Source organism: Streptomyces sp. NPDC006385, assembly GCF_040612485.1.
In the GTDB taxonomy this organism is placed as follows: domain Bacteria; phylum Actinomycetota; class Actinomycetes; order Streptomycetales; family Streptomycetaceae; genus Streptomyces.
In genome coordinates, this window is record NZ_JBEXQG010000110.1 from 1 (window position 1) to 20,631 (window position 20,631).

The window sequence follows — 20,631 nt, forward strand, 5'->3', positions numbered from 1 at the left end:
TATAACTACATCTTGTTTCCCACACTCTTCCCCTCCCCCCCGCACTTCCTATCTCGTTGCCGGGTCCCACCCTCCCGGCGTTCCTGCTCGCGGGCGGGGCGCTGACGCGCCCGGCCGGACCGGAGAGATCCTGATGAACTACCTCGTGATCGACGGCGCCCGCGTCGTCTCTGCTCACCGAACTCTGGCCTCTGCCCGCTCATCGGAGCAGCAGGGGCTCGGGTCCAGCACCGAACCCGGCCCACTGCTGGACGGCGATCCGGCCTGGTGGTCGCGGACTCGGCGAAACGACGGTGTCGCTGAGCTCGGCATTCTTCGGAGCGACGCGACCGAGCTCGGCTTCCGCTTCGAACTGCGCGCCTGCCAGGCCCCGGCCGGCTCTTGCCGTCATAGCCCATGCGGCACCTACACCACGTGGGCCGTGAGCCGCTGCTACGAGCTGCTCAGCAAGCTCGCCGCGTTCGTGCCCCTGTCGTGGATCTGGGTCGGCAAGCGCAGCGACGACCCTCGCGGCGACGCCCCGCAGTTCCTCGCCGAGGGCTGGGCCCTCATCGACCGCCTGACCGCAGAGATGCAGGAATCCCTGCGGGTCGTCGAGTTGTTGCCGGCCGACACCCGAACCCTGGACGAGCGGGCCCAGGCAGCTCACGCCCTTGTCGTACGGTTCCTGGCGGGGCACTTCGGCCCCGCGCCCGAACTGGAGTCCGTTGTTGTCCGGCCGGTCCTCCACGGCCAGGACCTGCACCTGCGACTTGACCGGTTCTCAGCGGACCTTCCCATCTGCGGCACCGTCTTGTCGGGCCGTGGCACTGACGCCACCGGCGCCGAACTGAACGCACACGCCTGTGACCAGTGCTTCGGGCGCGCCCCCATCGACCCGCCCCCGGTTCTCACCGCCGCCGAGTACGAGGCGTGGACCGCGTATATCCACCAGTCCGGCTCGTGACCGGCGAATCGAGGAGGACTCCCTTCGTGTCCGAGGATTCAGCCGCCGTGCGCACCAACTCGCCCAAGCAGCTGGCACTTCGCCTGCTCCGCCGCAGGTCCTTCAGGGCCGGGTACCTGGCGCAAGTGATCGATCTTGCCGTACGGGAGGTGGTCCGTAGCCAGTTCGACGAGCCCGACGAGCGCGAAGCGACCCGAGTCCAGCAGCGGCTGACCCGCTACGCCGCGAACGGGCAGCCCGGCGCCACCGAGCTGGCCCGCGCCATGCTGGACGTCAAACACGCCATAGACCTTGTGCGGCACGGGCACTACCGAGCTACCACCGTTCCCGAGAGCGGACCCGCCACAACCGTCTCAGCGGAGCAACTGCTTGAGCTGATCACCGGGGCCGGCCGTGACCGCGTGCTCGCGGCGCAGGGCGGAGCACTGGTTCTCCTCGCCGAGGACGAGGAGACCAGCACCGTCTACCGACCGGTGTCCGCAGCGGAGGCGAATGCTCTGCGGCAGGCAGCGCGGAGCGCCAAAGAGGAGGCGATCCGCCTCTACGAAAGTGCAGTTGAGACGCTGCGCCCGCACGTACGCATGGCCGACTGGAGCAAGAACGACGGTTACGGAGTCGCCGTCGACGTGGTGAACGGAGAAGTGTGGGTGCAGTGGTGGCCGGCCTCGCTGCCCGAGTCTCAGGAGATGTGGGAGCGGGGCGGAATCCGGGCGCTCTGCGCGGCGCTGCTGTCAGCCAGGTTCACCGTGTCCGAACGAAATGGAAGGGCACCCCATCCCCTCATGTTGCGTATTTAGTTTTCAATGTGTAGTGTGGTGCTGTCTGGTTGATCAGCCGTTCATCCCTCACAGCCCGTACGTCGGTCCTCGCCGGCGCCATGAGGGCGGCGGCCAGGCCACTGCACAGCTGCGCGACGAATCCCGCAGCCTCATCTCACCGCCCCGGGCCGCTGAATCGCCCGCCTCGTACTGGGAGACCGCCATGGGTCTGAGCAGCCCCCACCCGCGCCGGACGCCGCCCCTCGACGCCCTCAGAGAACTGGTGCCGGGCGCCGAGCTCATCAAGGTCCGCGCCAACCCCAACAACTGGGACCAGGCCATGCTCCTCGCGGCGTACACCTGGCCGCAGCACCAGGGCGACCGCCTGGTCCCCCTCGATCACGGCACCTACCCCGACAGCTCGCACCACACCGCACTGACCATCGGCGAGTTCCTCAGCCGGTACCGGCAGCTCCCCGTCGTGCGTGTGCTCCAAGCCAGCGCCGCCGCCTACACCTTCCTGGTCGAGCTCGCCCGCCCCTCTTGGGAGCTCTCCGGTGGTGGTTCCCAGTGAGCGCCCCGGCGATCCCCGCAACGTGCGCGCACCGCCCCACCCACGGGGGTCTGGTGGTCCCGTACGTCTCGTTCGAGCACAACGGACTGCCGGTCTTCGGCGGGCTCGACCCGGGCAAGCGGGCCCGGGCGTTCGAGTTCGGCCTGTGCCAGATCTGCGAAGGCCCTCTCGGGCGGTGGTTCTACGTGCTGGTCCGTCCAATGGACGTGAGCGTCGGGCACGCGCCGGAACCGGGACTCCACCCGCCGTGCCTGATGTATTCGGAGCTGGCGTGCCCGATGCTCAACGGCACCAGCGCCACCTACCGGCCGGGCGGCGTCATCGCCCAGCACCCGGCGGGCCGCCCGTGCGACGACCCGGCCTGTTCCTGCCCAGCGACGGCCCCCACAGCGGAATCCCAGGTGCGGGCCGGGCGCAAGGCCGACGACTGGGACGCCTGGATGCTCTCAGCAGACCAGTACGAGCTGCGCCGAGACGCCCACAGCACCGCCGTGGGCATCCAGCTTCCTTCCGACCCCAAGCGCATCCGCCGCGTGCGGATCTCCCCCGAGCGCGAGCGCGGCCTTGCCCTGATCACAGCGCTCCTGGAACTGGGCGCGTAGCCCTCCCCCTTCCATGCCCGGCGGGCCCGCCCATGCCCGCCGGGCGCTGCACCAACGAGGATGACCATGCTTGCTGAGCGCTTCCGCCCCTCCGACATCGAAAGCCTGGTGCGCATCGCCGGCACCCTGGCCCACTCACCGTCCGCGGCTGAACTGCCGCCGCACTACCGTGAGCTCGCCCAGCGCGTTCACGCCGAGATCGTCGCCGAAGCCGCCGGCCGCCGGTCCCCGGCCTCCTCCGCACTCCTGGGGCCCCGCCCGGGCGAGCAGGTCTGGATGCTGCGCATCTGGACCCGCCACGAAGACACCACGGAGCCGTACGCCACGAAGGGCGCCGCGCTCGCGGAGCTCGCCGCGCACGTGCGCAGCAGCTGGGACAACGTAGGCGGCCAGGGCGACGTGCCGGAAGAGCCTCCGGCCGACGACGCTGAGGCCATCGACCTCTACTACGGCCCCGACGGCGACGCGGTGCCCGATCAGGGCTACGAGCTGTATCCCGACGAGATCAGACGGCAGCAGCGCTCGCGGACAGTACCCCTGAACTTCCACTTTCCCGACGACGTGACAGCCGAGGCCCTCAACCGCCGCGCGGTCTTCTACGCCGCCGACGACGACGGACCGTCGTGCAGCGAGGTGGCTGGCGTACTCGTCTTCGGCTACCTGGACGCCAAGGACGGCGTCGTGCGGGTCTCGGTCCACACCGACAGCGCCGACCCCGAGCACGTCGTCCGGCCGGACGGGACCGTGCCGCTGCGCGTCGTCGTCGACGACACCGTCGTCTTCGACGACAGCAACCACCACGCCCCGCACCCCCCTGTGCTGGAGCAGCTCCTGGACGCGGCCGACCCGGAGCAGGAAGCGGTGGTCTACTCGCTGGCGGTCTCGGCGGGGCTGATGTGGAGCTGCCCGAGGTGCCGGTGGCCCAACCCGCGGGCGACGGAACGGTGCGCACGCCCCGGCTGCGGACGCAAGGCCAAGGCGGTGGCGATCGATTCGCAGGCAGCCGCACTCCCGGCGCCGACTCTCACGCTGGAGGGACCGCGATGACCGTCAAGACCTATCCGCCGGCACCCAAGCACCTCCGGGCCGCGTGCGCTCACCCTCAGGGGCACCTCACGTCACACGGCAGCCGTGCAACGCTCCAGGCCTACCTGGACGACGGCCTGGTCTACCGCAACGACGCCGACGGCTACCGGCTGCCAGCGGAGACGGCGCAGGCGCACGGCGTCGGACCGTACGTCATCACCGGCGCCGGGCGGCGGGCGATCCTGAACGAATCGCAGTTGGCGGCCATCGATTCCGCTGACGAGGACGGCGCGCTGCGGAACGTCAGCTGGCCCACCGCCGCCGCCCTCGCCCGCCTCGCCCTCGTCGAGTACCGGGACGCCACCGGCACCCCGCAGCCCACCGACGGCGACGACGGCCGCACTGGCCCGAAGCACCGGCCTTTCCTCACCCCGGCGGGCGTCGAGGCCGCACGCGCCTCGAAACCCCAGCCCTGATCCCCCGCTCCCCCGGTGGGTGCGGCCTCCTCGCCGCACCCGCCCTGGTCTCCGCAGGTACGCGCCCATGACTTCCCTCACCCTGTTCGATCCCGACCTCGACGAGGCCAGCCTCACAACGTCGCCCGGCGGGGCGGCTCCGGCCGAGGTTGCCTCCGCGGAGGCTCTGCAATCCTTCCGCGCGACGAAGCACAAGTCGCTGAACTTCGGTCTCGGCGTCGACTCGACGGCCCTGGTCCTGGCGATCATCGACGATCCAACCGCCTTCGGGATCGCCGAGGACTTCTCCGACTTCTCGATCGTGACGGCGATGACCGGGTTCGAGTTTCCCGACACGATCGCCGACGTCGAGAGCCACGTTCTCCCGCTGCTCCGGAGTAAGGGCATCCGGTACACGCAGGTCGCGCGGGCCGGGCGTCACGACTCGGCAGGCGTCGAGGTTCTCTCCGACACCACGAACCCCGGCAAGGTGTTCGGCAAGGGCCCGTGGACGCTCATGGACGAGCTGGAGGAGAACGGCACGGTCCCCCAGTACGCCGGCGGTCACGTATGCAGCCAGAAGCACAAGGCCTTCCCGATCGACCGCCTCCAGCTCAAGCGGTCGGGCGGGCAGACCGTCGGCAAGCTCTTCGGTTACAACGCCGACGAGCACAAGCGCGCGGTCAAGGCCAACAAGTTCCAGGCCGAGCGCAACCAGACGGCGGGCTACGAGACCTTCGCCCTGGACTACCCGCTGCTCAGGCTCGGCTGGTCTCGTCAGGACGTGCAGGGCTACGTGAAGAACCGCCTCGGGATTGACATGGTCAAGTCATACTGTCCGGTATGCCCGTTTTCTGGGGTGTGCTCACCTCAGCTGGATCACCTGAAGCGGCTGCGGAAGTACCCCGGCCTCGCGGCGCGCGTGCTGCGTCTGGAGTACCTGTCGATGGCCCTGAACGACAACATGTCCCTCTACAAGGACGACACCCTGTTCAGGCGGGTCACCGACGACCAGAACACCGAGGCGATCGGTCGGTTCAACGCTCGGCTGGACGAGGAGCCGTGGGCGGTCTACCGGTTGCAGCGCGCCTACACCGCTGGCCGTCGACCCGAGTGCAAGACCGCACACGGCAACCGCTGCGCCAAGCCGGAGTGCCGCGACAGCAGCTTCAAGGGCACCGTCTACCGGTCGGTGAAAACCGTCCGCACCGGCAGCCGCGCCGAAGTCGGCACCTTCCTGCACAACGCCGCCACGGCCCTCAACCGACCGGTTGAGCACTCCACGAAGGCCCACGGCGTCGGCATCGACCGCGTCCGCACTCGCGTCCGCCCGGACCCCAAGGTCTACGGCACGGTCGAGGACTTCTACGTGACCGCCCCGGCTGGCGTGCAGGACAAGGCCCGCGACGGCTTCGCCAAAGTGTGGGCCGCGATGACCGCCGGCCAGTAGACCACCGCCCCTGCGAGGAGAGATGACCACGCGCACCCTGCCCCCCGCCGCCTACGACAAGGTCACCGCCACGGTCGGGCGCGACACTGGCGAGCAGCGCACGGCGACCCTCTGGACCCATGCTGCGGCCCTCGTCCGGCACGCTCATGACCACGGCCTGGCCCCGACCGACGACCGCCCGGCGGGCCCGGACGGCCTGCTCAAGTCCCTGGAGAGCCTCGCCGACTGCCACCCCTCCCTGGCCCCGCTCGCCGATCCGGCCGTACTGCCGCTGTGGGAGCAGCCGCTCGGCGCCACCGCCTGGGCCGCCATCGAGGAGTTCTGGGATCGGCACCCCGCCCTCGAAGACGAGCACCGCGTGGACGGCTACGCCCTCGGCGACACCTACCAGCTGCTGTCCGAGGAGGCCCGCAAGGGGCGGGCCCTGTGCCAGACGCCGCCTTGGGTCGCCCGACTCCTGCTGCGTCTGTCGCTGGAGCCTGCCATGGAGGAGTGGGGGCCGGCCAACGTCCGGATGATCGACCCCGCCTGCGGGACCGGGCACATCGCCGTCGCCGCGTTCCACATGACCCGCGTTCCGCCAGTCCGCGGCCGCCGGCCCGCCCCGGTTGGGCACGGGCCGCAGGCAGTCGAGCGTGCTCTGGCAGCGGTGACGGGCGTGGACCTCGACGCGTACGCCGTGGCGCTGACCGCCTACCGCCTTCTGGCCAGCTCGGCGTCCGTCCTCGGCGTGAGCCTGGACCGCGTCCCGGCGTCGTGGCCCGTCAACGTGACCGCCGCCGACTCCCTGCTGGACCGCACCGAGCCCCTGCTGGCCGCTGGCACGTACCACGCGTGCGTAGCCAACCCGCCTTACATCACCCCGAAGGACCCCGTCGTCCGCGACCAGGTCCGCGCCGCGTACCCGCAGGTTGCGGCCGGCAAATACTCACTGGCTCTGCCCTTTACCGCGCTGATGCTCGAGCACCTGGCCGTCCCGGACGGCTTCGTGGCGCAGCTGACCGCGAACTCGTTCATGAAGCGGGAGTTCGGCAGGCGGTACGTCACCGAGTTCCTTCCCCGCTTCGACGCGCGCTGGATCATCGACACCTCCGGGGCCTACATCCCCGGTCACGGGACGCCCACCTGCATCCTCGTTCACCGAGCCCGTCCGCCGGTCGGCGACACGGTCACGGTGGTCCGGGGCAACCGCGGGGAGCCGCACATTCCAGAGGACCCCGCGCAAGGGCTGGTCTGGAGAGCGATCGAGGAAGCGGTCGACAGCCGGCTGGCCTGGGACCGGTTCCAAGCGGGTGCGGACCTCGCGCGGCGCGACGGAGGCGACACCGCCTAGATGTTGCGTACTCTCGTTTCAATGTGTACTGTCATTCTCAGGTCGGGCCAACGCCCCGCCTCGCCAAACCACTTGACGAGCGCCGCTCCAGGCGTCGCGCCGTCTCAGCGCATCCGGGGACTGATACAGATGAAGCGGAACAAACCGCTCATAAAGCGCCGCAAGGCGGGAACGCAGTACATGCGGCGGAGGCCGTACCGGTGGCAGGTAAGGTCCACTGGCCACTGGGTGCTGGCCGTGCCTCAGGCGTTCGTCGGGACCAGCCAGACCGTCCTCGACATGACCGGAGCCGTGCCCGCGGGCGCTGACGAATCGTCCCCCGACGACCCGCGTTACGACGGCTCTATATTGCGCTGGCGGCTCGACCGCGACGGCCAGACCCAGTTCGTCTACGGGTTCTGGACATGGGGTCGGAGCCAGTCGGCCAAGGGTAAGCGCTTCTCGGCCAGGTTCCGTCTCTCTCTCCCCGCTACATCGGACGTGTACCACGTGTTCGCAGCGGAACGTCCCGCGTGCGCACGCGGGACGCGGTGCCCGCTCGCGCAGCACTGGTACACGGCTATCGAGGCCGACCTGGCGACGCACCGACCCGATCAGTGCCCGATGGGCGTGCTGAATGACGGTCCGCCCTGGCGCCTGATCGGCCGGACAGTGCCCGACGGCCGCCACATCTACTGACGCCTCAGCACAGGACACCGGGCCGCCCGACAGTTGTCTCAACTCCGGTCGGCCCGGTCCCAAGCCCGAACGCAATCCAGCCTGGCCAAGGCCGCCGCTGGAACCCCTCCACAGCTCTTCCCTTCCGCCATCCCAAAGGCGACGCACCGCGTCTCATACACCCAGGAGCCATCATGGGCACCACCCGTACCCGTCTGCCCGGCATCACGCTCCGCGACGTGGCGCCCACCGACGCGGACGCCGTTATGCGACTCCTCGCCGACGTGAACCCCGGCGATCCCGACGCCTTCGAGGACGTCCGGCCGAACCTGTCTTTGCCGCAGGAGGGACCCCTCTCGCACTTCCGGAACCTGATGGTCGTCGCACTAAGCGATGCAGGCGAGATCCTCGGCGTCCTCATCGGAGGCGTCCCGCTCTGGCTCTTCAGCCACATCGGTGTCGATCCCGTCCTGGCACACCGCCTGGCGGAACGAATCGCGACCATCACGGCAGTGGCCGTGCTGCCCCAGCAGCGCGGGCGCGGCATCGGAGCCGAACTTGTCCGGCACTCGGTGCGCCGTTTCACGCGCGCCGGCTACGGACTGCTGACCCTCAACTGCTTCCCTGAGCTGGAAAGCTACTACCAGGGCTTGGGCTTCACGATCATGGACGACCTGAACGTGTCCCTCGGTCCTCTGAACCCGGTACAGCAGCAGTGGGGCGACACGCGAGTGGCCGCCCGGGCTCTGGACCGGTACACCGCACTCGTCGATGTCCCCGGTCTTTCCTCTCCGGTCGTCTCGGGCATTCTCCCCAACACGAGCTTGCCCCGAGGTACCTACTTCGACGGTGAGCGGCTGTGGCCCTGAACTGCCGAAGGCCAGGCTGAAACGTTCATCCCGGCTAGAGCATGCGTACGAATGCAGGTACGGATCTGCATCCACAACCAAGGAGAATCCGATGCCAGTTGCTGAGAGACAGGGCCCCGTGCCGCGCCCCTGGGCCCGGTGGTCGCTTCGCTGGGGCGCGCCGAGTGCGGCGGTCGCCCTGGTCAGCGTGTGGGTGATAGAGCCCGACAGCCTCGTCGGCGGGATCGTTGCGGTCGGGGTGGCGCTGGCGGCGCTCCTGGTCTTCGCCGGGACGATGCCCCGGCGACAGCCCCAGGAGCGGCAAGCGCGCAGGGATGCTGCCGGCGCGGGCGAGTAGCGGGAGCCCGGTGCCGCGGCCGTTGCGCCGCGCACCTGAGACTCCGAATGGTGGTCCGGGTGAGTGTGTGAGCACCCCGGCCCACCATCCGGGGGCGTGGGTACTCTCGAGCATCCTGAATGTTGCTTATTCTTGTTTCAGTATGTAGATTGCTTGCATTGCTGGCGAACCTTCAAGCCCGCGCCACGCCGCCCCCCTTCTCCTCAGGAGCCCTCCCATGCTTGCTGTCGTCCATGAGGTTGACGCCGCGCTTCTCGCCTACCGGCGGGGCTGGGCCGATGTCTGGCTGACCCTGGTGGACATCACCACCGACTTGATGCACCTGGCCAGTCACATGCGCACCGACGTCGAACGCTGCCTCGACGGCGACGCGAGGGCGCGACTGGACGAACGCCCCCTGGCCGCCATGCCGAACCTCGCGCCCTCCGTCGAGCCGATCCACAACACGGATGACTCGGCCGCCGAGGACCACCTCTTCGACGTATACGTGCACGCCAGCGACGCTGCTGCCGCCCTTCGAGTGCACATGGCAGACGACCCCTACCCCACCTTCTCGAAGGCGCTGCACGTCCTGCTCAACGATCTGCGCGCCTACGCCCAGAACCTCGGCTTCGACTTCGACGAGGTCATGCGCGTGGCTGCGCAGGCCCACCGGGTCGACCAGCGCAAGGCCAAGTAGCCGGACGCCGCCCGGCGCCGTCACCCACGGTGCCGCCGCCCTACGAACGATTCCGCCAGAAAGGGACCAGCATCATGACCAGGGCCGTGATCCGCACTCCGGAAGCCGAATACCCTCCCCGCGGCTCCATACGGATGTACCTCGACCGCGGTGTGCACCCGGCGACCGGGGCGCCGCTCCTCGGCGCCGATCTCGACAACCCGCCCGCCGTCTGCGGAAGTTGCGGCCACACGGTGCTGAAGCGGCTCGCTGACGGTCGCGAGCGGCTCAAGTGCGGGCGTCGGCCGTGCGGGAGCCGCGGGCTGCGCGGTCCCGATTTGCGCGACTCCATGCCCGCGTGCGCGGAGTACACCGCCGCATCCGCCGCACTGCACAGCACCTGATCTCCCTGACCGCCGCGCCCGGGTGCGTTCCGCCCAGACCTACGCGGTCCTGCACGCCGCAGGCGGCAGGACCCGGGCGTAGGCAGGTCCCCCGTAGCCCAACCCCCAACCCGCTTCACCCGGAGATGTGATCATGCTGCCCGGCCTCGCCCAGCACATCGACTTCCAGCCGGCCCACAACGACTACACCCGCGGGTTCCTCGTGGTGAGCAAGACCGACCGCACCACCGTGTACGGGTACGTGTGGGAACACACCCTCCCGGACCGCACCACCACGTGGGTCGCCCAGCCCGACGCGACCAACCACGCTTCGCGTATCGCCGGCTTCCAGTCCCGGGAGTGGGGCGGCGAGTTCCTGTACGAGCGCGAGTGGCCCAAGTTCGTCCATCGCGAGGGCGCCAAGGCCGACGCTCTCCCGCAGGTGGGATGCACCGAGCACACGCCGTGCGGGACCTGCTCCCTGTGCGAACCCGACCTTGCCCGCCGCGGAATTCTCTGAGCGAGACGGCTGCGCCGCTCGTACGGCACTCATCACCACAACGTGCAGGCCCGGTGCCGCAGACGGCGCCTTCCCACCCGCGGCACCGGTCCCGACTCCCTGTTCCCGACCACAACACCCCACCCATGCCCTGGAACCCTCATGCCCGCTGATTCCACCGCCACCATCGTGACCAAGGCCATCGATCAGGTGATCACCCACAGGGAAGGGGACTGTACCGATCCGAGTTGCGCCCGGCACGCCGGTACGACCAACTGCCCCCCGATCACCGTCAGCCGTAGCCCCGGCTCCGTCCTCGGCGAAGCGGTCGCCGAGGCCTGGCACGCCGCCGGCGGCAGCCGGCTCGACATCCCCGCAGGGGTCGTCGCCGCCCTCGCTCTGTGGCCCCAGAAGTCCCCCGGCGCCGAGGCCGCCGACACAATCGCCGCGTACATCGCCGCACAGCCCCCGCGCGTCCTGGTCCGTGGCCTGGCCGACAGCGCCGACTACTACTACCGCCTTCGCCCCGACCTGTGGGCCACCGCCCGCCCGCTGTTCGACTGGACCAGGGAGGACCTGCACGACACCCACCTCGCGGGCGTACGCGCCGTGGCCCGTGCCGCGCTGCGCCACGGAGTCCTCCAGCACACCGGAGACACCGACCCCGCCGAGCGGTCCCGGATCGACCTCATGTCCTGGGTCATCACGAGCCTGCGCCACCACCACTCCCGGCGCAGCCTCGGCGAGTACCACACCCCGCCCGACATCAGCAATCTGATCGCCACCGTGCTGGCCGACGAGGGCAGCACAGAAAGGCGACCCCACCGACGCGGCGAATGGGCGCTCGAGCCGACCGCCGGAACAGGAGGGCTCTTCCGCTCCGCCGCGCAGGACCTGCGCCGCGCCGGCGAGGACCCGGCAGAGCGCGGCTGGGTCATGCTCGAACTCGATCCCCTGGCCGCCGCCGGAGCCGCCGTCAACGCCCTGGTCTGGGGACTGGGCCCCCGCGCGTTCGTCGGATGCGGAGATGTCCTCGCACAGCCCAACCTCGCCGAGGACACCCTCGCCCGGGCGCGCGACATGGCCCGCCACCGCGACGACGTCATGGATCTGATCCGCTTCGCGATCGCCACACGCACGACCGACCGCCTGCTCGACGCCCTCATGGCCACCAACTAGCCGCCCCACCCGGCCCGCGACCTCGTGGGCCGAGCCCGAAGGAGAGACCATGGGCCAAGCCCACGACCACCGCGAGAGCCAGGCCGTAGCCCAGGCGCTGCGCACCGTCCTGCCAGCGCCCAGCCGTACCTATGTGTACGTGCTCGCCTGCGGATGCACCGACGCCGAGGGTCTGCTGTCCTGGCACATCGACACCGAGGCCCGGTCCTACGAGCTCGAGCTCTCCCCCGCCGCAGTCGGCCCGAGGGAGGTCCGGCTGACGAGCCGGCCGCTCATCGGCGACGAACCCGCCTGGAGCGAGGAGTTCCTCATCGGCGGCGCATCAGCCAGCTGGGCGCACTCCCTCGCACGTCTGGTCGCCCGGCTCACCCTCTCCGACCGGAGCCCTCTCCCCCTCGACTGAGCAAAGGACCCCCGTGTTGAGCCCCGCCCCCCTGTCCGACTGCCTGCCGGCCTTCGGCCGGCACCGCGGCTACCCACCCCGCTACGGGTGGCTCCGCAAGGTCTACGACGCCCTGCTCCAGGACCCCACCGCCCTGCGCCGCCCCGACGCGACCGTCGTGCTCGGCGTCGGCAAGAGCATGGTCCCGTCCATGGCCTTCTGGTCCCAGGCCTTCGGACTCGCCGTCCGCAACAGCCAGGGGCTGGTGCCCACGGACCGCGCCCACTGGCTCCTGCACGACGAGACCGGCGCCGACCCCTACCTCGAGCTCGATGCCAGCCTGTGGCTGCTGCACTGGTGGCTGGTGAGCGCCCGGCCGTGCCATGTGCCCACCTGGCGGTACCTCTTCGGGTACTCCCCGCTCAGCCGGTCCAGCCGCGCAGAGACGCAGGGGCGCCTGGCGGCCGCCGCTGAAGCGGCCGGCCTCAGGAGCCCGGCTTCGTCGGTGCTCGCCTCGGACATCGCCTGCCTGGTGAGCATGTATGCGCCCGGCGACCGCTCTGCCGCGAACATCGAGGACGAGCTCTCTAACCCGTTCCGCACCCTCCACCTGCTCGACCCAGAACCGCCCGCCGACCGCAGGGCCGACCGCAGCCACCTCGTCGTGCTCCGCCGAACGGCCGGCCGACACTGTCCCGCGCCCGTTCAGGTGTACGCGAGCCTGGACTTCGCAGCCCGGACCGCCGGCCCGGAGGTCGGCTCCGTCACCCTGGCTCGGCTCGCCTCCGATCCCCTCGGGCCCGGCCGGCTCCTTCTCACCAGCACCGCCGACCTCCGCCGCGCCCTGCACCAGATCGCCGGCCAGCATGGGGGTCTGGCCGTCGTGGAGTCCGGCGACGGCCAGGAGACACTCGTCTACTCATGCCCGCCCGCACTGCTCGCCGAGGACGTCCTCGCCGACGCCTACCCCTCCCTACGGCCGACCACCAGCCATGCTGGGAGATGGGGAGTGCCCCATCCCGGCCCTGACGGACTGACTCCCGACTTCCGCTCGCCGAGGCGGGATCCCGGGCTCGGCGAACCCAGCACTCATGTTGCCTATTAGGTTTTCCATGTGTACTGTGATCCTTGTTGGTGGTGCTCGCCTCCGGGCTTGAGCACCCCCGCGTCTTCCCCTACCGACGAGACAGGCCCAGGAGACACGCATGCGCATCAAGACCGGTGGACAGCACCAGGGATGGACCGTCGTACACCAGGCGCGACGCGCGTGGCGCGGCTCCTTCGAGGGCGTGTGGCTCGGCGTGGAGGAGTCCACCGGTCACTGGATGGTCGGCCGCCAGCACGACGGGCAGTCGTTGGACGACGGCTTCGACGCGGACGGCAACTGGGCCACGTCCCGGCACTTCCGCGAGGGCAACGAGTACCTCAACATGCGCCGGGCTCTGGCCGCGTACGACGAGGAGGCCCAGAACGCGAGCGACGTCTGGAACGGAATGTGGGACCAGCGCGCCCACGAGGCCGTCGCCCGGCACCTCGCGCACCGCGTTCCCTTCCCCGCGCCGGTCCGGCTCTCGGCCGGATGGATCGGGCGCGGCCTGACCGACTACCACCCCCCGCGCGGGTTGACGATCCCGCTCGACGGGCCGGAGGCCAAGTACCACCTGATCCGCTACCTCCAGGGCCAGACCCGGTTCGACGAGATCGTGACGGAGCCGGGCTCGGTCTCCGAGGAGGAGGCGTACCAGCTGGCCATCAACGCGACGGGCCCGGTCCGCTTCGTCTGCCGCGGCGTGACCTTCTACCTGAGCGAATGAGCCGGACGGCACGGGCGCGGGGTCCAACCGCGCCCGTGCCGCCGGACCACAAGTCGTCCAGCCAACCACCGACGTACAGACCGAAGGCGAGGACACCGCCCCTGGGGCGGTCGAGAAGATGGACCACAAGAACCTCATCGGCCACGACGGCGCCGTCCACGAGGGCCTGCTCAACAGCCACACCGGCTTCATGATTGACGTGGCCTGCAACGCGGGCCGGTACTCCGTCGTCCACCCCTACGAGAAGCTCGACCCGGCGCGCGTCACCGACGCTCCCCTGTCCTGTCCTGCTTGCGTCGCCGTGAACTCCCCCGCCAGCACGCAGCTGCACCGCGGAAGAGTCGCCCAGCGGTACGCCGAAGACGTCCTCGCCCTCGCCGACACCCGCGGATGCCCGCCCGCCCAAGACGACGAAGGGCTCCGACTGGCCTTCGTGGCACTCGCGACAGAGAACCCGCCGCCCCAGACCCTGTACGCGCTGATCAGAGAGCACGTAACCGACATGCTGACTGATCGCGCCCTGGCCGTTCCGGAAGGGGTCCCGCAGGTCCTCGTGCCCTACAAGCGGTACACCGGCGGCACAGTCCAGGCCCCCGTCGGCCCTGGGGACCGCCTCATGCACTACAGCGCCGCTGGCGGGTACTTTCAGTACGTCTGGGTCGATGGGCTCGATGAGTCTCCGGACGGAATCGTCGTCACGGTCCACGAGAAGGACCGGCGTCCGGTCACGTACTCGGCGCGCGAGGTCAGCCAGCGGTACTCGAAGCTCGACCGGGCGGCACCGCTGCCGCCGAGCGGTGGGTGAGCGAAGCTGACGGCTGCGACCTGCCCTCAACCCGCCCTGAGGCAGGCCGGACACGCACCGTCGCGGCTGCCCCCGCCCCTCACCCGCAGGTGTTCACCGGGCTAGCGCTCGTCCCTCAAAGCCAGGTCCCCACCGCGATGGCCTGAGCCAGTTCAGGTTTCACCCGCAGCCCGCGCCGGGATGCCCTCGCCTCAGCACCGCGACGGATGCACCCCACCACCGCCCTGCCGCCCAGCTGACCCTCTCTTTTCAGACGCTGCGCCGCGCCGTCGCCCCGCCGCCGTATCACCCGACTCCGGAAGCGCCCACACCATGACCACCGACAGTCCGCACGTCGCCTACCTGGCCCCTTCCGATCCGGCCCGCCCCCAGCCCGGCCGAGCCAACGACGAGGAGGCCGACCGCTCCGAGAACGCGGTCCTGACCGCCTACCTCTTCCACCTGACGGCCAAGGGACACCGTGTCCTGCGGCACCGCGTCGTCACGGATCCCGTCCTGGCGTCCACCGACCTCTTCGACGCGACTGCCGGAGAGGTGGTGATGGCCTGTCACCGATCGCACTACCCCGCGCTCATCGCCGCGTACGGCGTGATCAGCGACTGCGCGCGGCTCTTCTCCCCGGCCCGCCGCGCACTGCTATTCACCGCCGAGCCGGGCCCGGTCGCCAAGGAGTTCCTGTCCCACCACAAGATCATCGCGATCTGGCCCGAGGGCGAGTCCTTCGTCCGCGCGGACCCGGCAGCCGAGACAGGCGGAGCGTGAACCGCCAGAGCTTCGGGCCGCCGTCGACGAGAGCCGAGGAACGCGCCTGGCGCGCGGCCGGTCTCCTCGTCGACGTCGCCGGGCGCGTACTGCCGGCCACAGCCCCGCCCTGCGCCTTCTGCGACGGCGAGGACATCGGCGACACCTGCCCGGCATCCCTCACCTGCCCCACATGCAAAGCCACGCCCCGACAAAGGTGCCGCCGGCCGAGCGGACACACCGCCGAGCAGTGGCACCGCAGCCGCGTCCGCGCCGCCGACCTGGAAGACCAGCGCCGCGAGGAAGACGGCGACACCACCCTGCCCGCCCGCTGGTCCGACCCCCAGCTGGCGCCGACCCCATCACGAGGAACACGATGACCACCGACCACCCCGGCAACAGCGCCACGGCCACGTCGCCCGGCGCCCCGGACCGGCCGCGTACGGCCGGAGCCTTCACTCCCCGCATCACCCCCGCCCAGCGCCGCGCCCTCCTCGCCGGGGCCAGGGACCCGATCGGGCTGCTGCCCAAGTCCGTCAACCTGCGGACCCTGGCGTCCCTTGCCGACATCGGCTACGTCGGCCTGGATCAGAGCCGCGACGTCCTTCGTGGACAGGAGGCAACGCGGGACGCGCTGGACGTCTGGGGCGGTGCTCTGACTGAGGACGGCTGGCAGCGGGCCCGCGCCGAGGGCGCGGGCAGGTTCCGGATCGTCGTCGTTAGTGGATGACGTGCAGGTTCCCCGAGGGCTTTCGAGAGCGGTGAAGGTGCTCGTCAGCAGGTCAGCTGCGCACGCAGCTCTCGTTTCTCGATCTCCAGGAATTTGCAAGTAACTGGTATAAGTTCGCTGAGACTCCAGTAATCTCTGTGTCTGTGTCAGATTCCAAAGGTCGCACCCTCACTCTCGTGCCGCCGCCACATGCCGCGGAGGAGGGCTCAGGTCCGACCGAGACCGGTTTGGCAGATGTCGTCACTCTTCAACGGCGCCGCCAAGCCCGGATGTCCGCCCAGGACGAGGAGAGCTTCTTCGTCGACGCGCTCACCGAGTACCAGTGGGCCCGGGACTCGGCCGGACTCGCCCCGTCGACGATCGACCAACTGATCAAGCCGGTCATCGAGGTCTGCGACTTCTACGGCACCGTGCCGTGGCATCTGACCCCGCGCGAGGTCGACAAGTACTTCGCCGGGCCGGGGAAGCGCGCACACAACACGCACCGGCAGAAGCTCAACCACATCGACGCGTTCTTCGCCTTCCTCGAACAGCGCTACGCCCACGAGATCATGATGCGGTTCGGGGCAGCGGTGGAGTCACCGGTCGACCCGTTCAACAGGCCAGTGCACCGTGGGGACTTCGGGCTGCGGATCCCGCCCTCGCAGACAGCGATGAAGGAGTTCTTCGCACGCTGGCGGGAGCAGTTGCCGTACGCCCGGAAGTACGCCGTGGCCTGCCGCGACTACGTCATGACGAAGATCGGATACATCTCCGGTGTCCGGGCTGCCGAGCTATGCCCAGTGACGATCGGCGACGTCCACTGGGAACACGGCCAGTGGGGCCGGTTCGTCGTCCAGGGCAAGGGCGCTCGCGGCTCGGGGCCACGGCCCCGCGAGGCATACATGTTCCGCGAGGGGCGCGAGTTGCTCTGGTGGTACATAGAGGAGGTCCGAGCGGAGTTCGGCGACGATGCCGATCACCCGTCAGCGCCTCTGTGGCCGTCCGAGCGGAAGCCCAAGGCGATAGCGGCGCTGAACCTGCCGATCGCGCCGGCGATCACACCGTCGACATTCCGCCGCCAGCTCCACGCGGCGGCCGCGAGCTACCTCACCGGCCCGGTCACCGACCTCTTCCCGCACCTTCTTCGGCACGCATGCGCGACCCATAACTATGAGCGAGGCATGACGTTGTGGGAGGTCCAGCGCATTTTGGGCCACCACTGGGCCACCACGACTCTTCGGTACATGGCGACTGCACAGGCCGACCCCGAGCATGCCAATGTTGCAGCGAGCTCGCGGGCGGCCCAGCGCCTGGTGATGGACAAGGGGAACCTTCGGTGAAGTGGAATCTGAGGATGGTGGCCGCTCAGCGGGACCTGTGGCGTCCCACCGAGTTGCTGGAGGCGTTCAAGACGGTCGGGTTCACGCCGTCGCTGAGCAAGGTCGCTGCGATGTGGAGCGGTACACCGGTCACGGTGCGGCTCGATGACCTGGACAAGATCTGTGCGGTGCTGAACTGCACCGTCGGCGATCTGCTCCAGGCCGAACCCTTGGGGGCCACTACCGGAGAGAGCGAAGCACTGCCGAAGGCCGTGGGTGCTGAAGGCTCCGGCGGCTCCGGCGAGGGTCCCGTACGGCCGACGCCCCGGCGGCAGGGCAGCCGTCGCTCACTGCCGCCGAACTGACAGATGCGGGCAAGATCTCATCCCGCTCAGTGCCCGGACTGCAAGGGCTGGGGGGCGCTCGGGCTGACCGTGTGCCAGGGGTGCACGGAATGGCGGAAGAAGCATCCCGAGCAGGGCATATGTCTGCGCTGCCGTCACACGGGATACCTCAACTCCGATCGTCTGTGCCGGGCATGTCTGCACGCTGTCCGGCTCGATGCCGACGCCGCGTGGGTCACCGATCCTAAGGGAGCCGGCCCACGAAGCCGCCAGCTGATGTTCCTCTACTACGGCCTCGCCCCCACCCACGCCCAACCCCTGAAGAAGTACGGCAGGCGCACCGGCCGCACCGGCGTCGATCAGCGCGAGCGGCTGCACTGGGTGGAACACATACGCGCGGCCGCGGCCCCGACGCGGGACGACCCTGCCGTCCTCCCACCCACTGTCCCGGGGCAACTGCCGCTCTTCCCGGTCCGCCGGATGCTGTCCATCGATGTCTGCCGGCGCATTCTGCAAAGACCGCTCGCCGGCTACCGCGACGTCGTCGAGCACACCGCGGCGTTCGCGGCGGAGACCGGCATCAGCAAGCCCATGCAGCGCAAGCTGCACGAGATGCTGCGCCTCGCGCTCGCCGTGCGCGACGCCGACGGCGACGACTTCGTCGACGAGCTGGTCCTCGACGACATCCCCAACTACGGCCGGTCCGTCCGGGCGGTCCTTCTGCGAGCGGAGATGCTCAGGCTCTTGCCAGAGCCCCGCGAACCTGACCGCCCCCTGCGGCCACGGACGTCGCGGACTACGCGCCGTCTCTGGCCGCCCCGGACGATGACACCGAGGTCCTGCCAGCAGTGCGGTTGCTGGTTCACTGCGAAGACGAAGGTCACCTGTGAGCCCTGCGCCTCCTTCGCCTTCCGGAAGAGAGGCAACCTCGCAGTCTCCACGGGAGCGTGCGGCCGCTGCCACCGTGTCGACCTGCCGCTCGCCGGCGGACACTGCCGCGGATGCCGCTGGCACGTAGCCAACTACGGCCCTGGGGGCATCGCCCGGTTCGGAACGCAGCTGTGGCTCGGTTCACCGGTCCCGGCACCCACGAGCCTGCGTCACTCGGACGTGGCCCCGCCTACCCCGCGCCGCCCTGTCTCCGAGCACTTGGCGGCCCCTGGGCAGGAGAGGCTGTTCGAGCTCCGGCGAGACTGGCGCCCGGTGGCCGAGTTGGCGCGGCAGGATCTGCCTACGCGCACGGACTCGGCCAAGCGGCTGCTCGCCGACCTCGACAGCGTGATGAAGCAGGAGATGTGGTCCAAGGTCCCCGCCACCAAGACCCGACATACGCTGACCGTCTTGGTGTCCTGGCTCGGCGCCGATGCCCCGCTGCTGGAGACCGACATCCGGGCGCTCGTCGACAACCGTCCCCTGAAGTTCAGCGGACGGCGGGTCACACAGTTCCTTGAAACCCGAGGGCTGCTGATCCCGGATGCCGAGTTCCGCCGGGACGCGCATCAGAAGCGATTGGAGGCCGAGCTCGCCGTACTGCCCGAGACGATCGCACAGGAACTCTCAGTCTGGATCAAGGCCGTGCGTGGAGAGGGCAAGTGGGAGCACACAGGCCGCACCTACCGGAGCATCGTCCGCTACTGGCATGTCCTGGACCCGATCCTCAAGGGGTGGCTCGCGGACGGCCTCGAGAGCCTCCGCGAGATCACACGCGACGACGTCAAGAGGGCCATCGCCACCCGCAAGGGGACGCCGGCCCGCTCGATCCACATCGTCCTGCGGAATGTCTTCCGAGCCCTTCGGCAAGAGGGTGTGATCTTCCGCGATCCCACCCGCGGCCTCGTCTTCGCCGGGATCAACAAGATCCCGCCTTCCGTGCCCTCGGACCGGCTGGCCGACGTCCTCAGCCATGCGCAGAACGACTTCCAACGCTTCGTGATGGTGCTGGTCTGCGTCCATGCGCTCAGCGGCACCGAAATCCGCTGGCTGCTGCTCACCGACCTCGACCTGTCCCGTGAGCGGCTCATCGTTCGGCGTCCCGGCAAACGGCACATCATTTACCTGGATAAACTCACCTATCGCTGCGCCTCCGCGTGGATCCGTGAACGTCACCGCCGCTGGCCGGTGACGACCAACCCGCATCTGCTGATCAACCGATGGACCGCGGTAGACACCACTCACTCGCCCATCGGTACGACGTTCACCGCCATCTTCCGGCCCACCGGACTCACGATGCCGACGCTGCGGCAGGACCGGATCCGCGACGAGGCATTCGAGGTCGACGACCCTCTTCACCTGATGCGCCTGTTCGGCATCTCCTCTCACACCGCAATGCGGTACATCACCGCTGCCCACCCCGAACGCACCGCGAAGCTACCTCGATGAGGCGAGCGGCAGCCACCAACCCATACACAGGGGGCTCAGGATTCAGTAGTCGCGTACGAGTTCCTACGACCTGATGTCCAGGAATCCTGGAACCCCCGCGCCTTCGCCCGCGGCACGTTTGAAATCCGCCGCGGTCTGCTGCGGCACACCCTCTGCTTGGAGGAGTTTACGCACCGGCAGGTCGCAGAATGGCTGGTCTACCGCCACCATCACTGGTCGGCCTGCGCGAACTCTCATCTACTGGTCAGCAGAAGACCGCTCCCGACCCCGACCGGCCGGCCGGCCATCAGCATGGGCACGCTCCGCGGGGTGCTGCCCAAGGGCGTGACCTTGGACGGCCTGCGTCAAGACCGGATCCTCAACGAGGCATTCGAGAGTGCCGATCCGCTGAAGCTGATGAGGCTGTTCG

Annotated in this window: 25 protein-coding genes; all 25 read left to right on the plus strand. The window is 69.5% G+C overall.

Annotated features, from left to right (window positions below):
* The first annotated feature begins 421 nt into the window (after positions 1–421).
* The 25 genes from ABZ078_RS41560 (at position 422) to ABZ078_RS41680 (ending at position 20,222) form a co-directional block, all read left to right on the plus strand.
* Positions 422–946 (plus strand): hypothetical protein, encoded by a 525-nt coding sequence (locus tag ABZ078_RS41560; protein ID WP_356583730.1) that lies wholly within the window; start codon positions 422–424, stop codon positions 944–946.
* Positions 947–993: 47 nt separating this feature from the next.
* Positions 994–1,743 (plus strand): hypothetical protein, encoded by a 750-nt coding sequence (locus ABZ078_RS41565; RefSeq protein ID WP_356583731.1) that lies wholly within the window; start codon positions 994–996, stop codon positions 1,741–1,743.
* Between the two features lie 184 nt (positions 1,744–1,927).
* Positions 1,928–2,278, plus strand: coding sequence for a hypothetical protein (locus ABZ078_RS41570; RefSeq protein ID WP_356583732.1), 351 nt, complete (start codon positions 1,928–1,930; stop codon positions 2,276–2,278).
* The gene (locus ABZ078_RS41575; protein WP_356583733.1) at positions 2,275–2,880 is read left to right on the plus strand and encodes a hypothetical protein; all 606 of its coding nucleotides are present in this window, start codon (positions 2,275–2,277) and stop codon (positions 2,878–2,880) included. The genes ABZ078_RS41570 and ABZ078_RS41575 overlap by 4 nt, the downstream gene beginning before the upstream one ends.
* A 66-nt stretch (positions 2,881–2,946) precedes the next feature.
* On the plus strand, positions 2,947–3,927 hold the full coding sequence (locus ABZ078_RS41580) for a hypothetical protein (RefSeq protein WP_051718287.1): 981 nt from the start codon (positions 2,947–2,949) through the stop codon (positions 3,925–3,927).
* Positions 3,924–4,382, plus strand: a complete 459-nt coding sequence (locus tag ABZ078_RS41585; RefSeq protein ID WP_033226252.1) for a hypothetical protein — start codon at positions 3,924–3,926, stop codon at positions 4,380–4,382. The genes ABZ078_RS41580 and ABZ078_RS41585 overlap by 4 nt, the downstream gene beginning before the upstream one ends.
* Positions 4,383–4,449: 67 nt before the next feature.
* Positions 4,450–5,811, plus strand: coding sequence for a hypothetical protein (locus ABZ078_RS41590; RefSeq protein ID WP_356583734.1), 1,362 nt, complete (start codon positions 4,450–4,452; stop codon positions 5,809–5,811).
* Positions 5,812–5,833: 22 nt separating this feature from the next.
* Positions 5,834–7,144 (plus strand): DNA methylase, encoded by a 1,311-nt coding sequence (locus ABZ078_RS41595; protein WP_356583735.1) that lies wholly within the window; start codon positions 5,834–5,836, stop codon positions 7,142–7,144.
* A gap of 129 nt (positions 7,145–7,273) precedes the next feature.
* Positions 7,274–7,822, plus strand: coding sequence for a hypothetical protein (locus tag ABZ078_RS41600; protein WP_030819345.1), 549 nt, complete (start codon positions 7,274–7,276; stop codon positions 7,820–7,822).
* A 173-nt stretch (positions 7,823–7,995) separates the two neighbouring features.
* The gene (locus tag ABZ078_RS41605) at positions 7,996–8,670 is read left to right on the plus strand and encodes a GNAT family N-acetyltransferase (RefSeq protein WP_355272826.1); all 675 of its coding nucleotides are present in this window, start codon (positions 7,996–7,998) and stop codon (positions 8,668–8,670) included.
* Positions 8,671–8,761: 91 nt separating this feature from the next.
* Positions 8,762–9,007: a hypothetical protein gene (locus tag ABZ078_RS41610; protein ID WP_356583736.1), complete on the plus strand. Its 246-nt coding sequence runs from the start codon at positions 8,762–8,764 to the stop codon at positions 9,005–9,007.
* Between the two features lie 217 nt (positions 9,008–9,224).
* Entirely contained in the window at positions 9,225–9,686 is a 462-nt protein-coding gene (locus ABZ078_RS41615) for a hypothetical protein (RefSeq protein WP_356583737.1), read from the plus strand.
* Positions 9,687–9,760: 74 nt separating this feature from the next.
* Positions 9,761–10,069: a hypothetical protein gene (locus ABZ078_RS41620; RefSeq protein ID WP_356583738.1), complete on the plus strand. Its 309-nt coding sequence runs from the start codon at positions 9,761–9,763 to the stop codon at positions 10,067–10,069.
* Between the two features lie 133 nt (positions 10,070–10,202).
* Entirely contained in the window at positions 10,203–10,568 is a 366-nt protein-coding gene (locus ABZ078_RS41625) for a hypothetical protein (protein WP_030819352.1), read from the plus strand.
* 141 nt (positions 10,569–10,709) lie between these two features.
* Positions 10,710–11,726, plus strand: a complete 1,017-nt coding sequence (locus ABZ078_RS41630) for an N-6 DNA methylase (protein WP_356583739.1) — start codon at positions 10,710–10,712, stop codon at positions 11,724–11,726.
* Between the two features lie 49 nt (positions 11,727–11,775).
* Positions 11,776–12,129, plus strand: a complete 354-nt coding sequence (locus ABZ078_RS41635) for a hypothetical protein (protein ID WP_030819355.1) — start codon at positions 11,776–11,778, stop codon at positions 12,127–12,129.
* 16 nt (positions 12,130–12,145) lie between these two features.
* Positions 12,146–13,213, plus strand: coding sequence for a DUF4007 family protein (locus ABZ078_RS41640; RefSeq protein ID WP_356583740.1), 1,068 nt, complete (start codon positions 12,146–12,148; stop codon positions 13,211–13,213).
* 100 nt (positions 13,214–13,313) lie between these two features.
* Positions 13,314–13,922 (plus strand): hypothetical protein, encoded by a 609-nt coding sequence (locus ABZ078_RS41645; RefSeq protein ID WP_356583741.1) that lies wholly within the window; start codon positions 13,314–13,316, stop codon positions 13,920–13,922.
* A 118-nt stretch (positions 13,923–14,040) separates the two neighbouring features.
* Positions 14,041–14,727, plus strand: coding sequence for a hypothetical protein (locus ABZ078_RS41650; RefSeq protein WP_356583742.1), 687 nt, complete (start codon positions 14,041–14,043; stop codon positions 14,725–14,727).
* 312 nt (positions 14,728–15,039) lie between these two features.
* Positions 15,040–15,489, plus strand: coding sequence for a hypothetical protein (locus tag ABZ078_RS41655; protein WP_030381433.1), 450 nt, complete (start codon positions 15,040–15,042; stop codon positions 15,487–15,489).
* Entirely contained in the window at positions 15,486–15,848 is a 363-nt protein-coding gene (locus ABZ078_RS41660) for a hypothetical protein (protein ID WP_033226254.1), read from the plus strand. Before ABZ078_RS41655 ends, ABZ078_RS41660 begins: the two co-directional genes overlap by 4 nt.
* Positions 15,845–16,198 (plus strand): hypothetical protein, encoded by a 354-nt coding sequence (locus ABZ078_RS41665; protein ID WP_356583743.1) that lies wholly within the window; start codon positions 15,845–15,847, stop codon positions 16,196–16,198. Before ABZ078_RS41660 ends, ABZ078_RS41665 begins: the two co-directional genes overlap by 4 nt.
* 269 nt (positions 16,199–16,467) lie before the next feature.
* Entirely contained in the window at positions 16,468–17,520 is a 1,053-nt protein-coding gene (locus tag ABZ078_RS41670; RefSeq protein WP_356583744.1) for a site-specific integrase, read from the plus strand.
* On the plus strand, positions 17,517–17,864 hold the full coding sequence (locus ABZ078_RS41675) for a helix-turn-helix transcriptional regulator (protein WP_356583745.1): 348 nt from the start codon (positions 17,517–17,519) through the stop codon (positions 17,862–17,864). Before ABZ078_RS41670 ends, ABZ078_RS41675 begins: the two co-directional genes overlap by 4 nt.
* A gap of 3 nt (positions 17,865–17,867) precedes the next feature.
* Entirely contained in the window at positions 17,868–20,222 is a 2,355-nt protein-coding gene (locus ABZ078_RS41680) for a hypothetical protein (protein WP_356583746.1), read from the plus strand.
* Positions 20,223–20,631 lie beyond the last annotated feature (409 nt).